General features: G+C 72.4%; 1 pseudogene. It reads right to left on the minus strand.

Going from position 1 to position 428, the window contains the following annotated elements:
• Positions 1-320, minus strand: a pseudogene (locus DSP71_RS17735) (transposase); the annotation flags it as partial.
• Positions 321-428 lie beyond the last annotated feature (108 nt).

A 428-nucleotide genomic window follows, 5' to 3' on the forward strand; every position in this document is an offset into this window, starting at 1 on the left:
AGCTCTCCTGCGGCCTGAGCGAGCCGCCGTGTGAGGGCACGGCGTTCCCGTCCCAGCTTCGCCAGCGCCGGCGCGTCCAGGTCGTCCTGGGCTTCGCGAAGCTCTCGCGCGAGCTCCAGCGCCTCCCCGAGCTGCGCCGCCCGCTCGCGCGCGAACACGTTCACCACCCAGGCCGCGATCGACGGCTTCCTGAGAGCGAGGATCCGGGAAGCGAGCTCCGGATCAGCCTCCCCCGCCCGGGCCTTGCGCGACGCCACGAACGATTCCGGGGCGTCGGAGTACAGCACGGCTGCGATCTCCTCGAACGTGGGACCGACCATGCCGCCACCCTACGCCGATACCGGTCGCCCGCCCGGGCTCCGCCCTGTGATCCCGACCGCGATCACAGCAGGTCGTACTCCCCGCCGTACGGCACCGCACTGTCGCCG

The organism is Microbacterium sp. H6, assembly GCF_003314775.1.
GTDB lineage: Bacteria > Actinomycetota > Actinomycetes > Actinomycetales > Microbacteriaceae > Microbacterium > Microbacterium oxydans.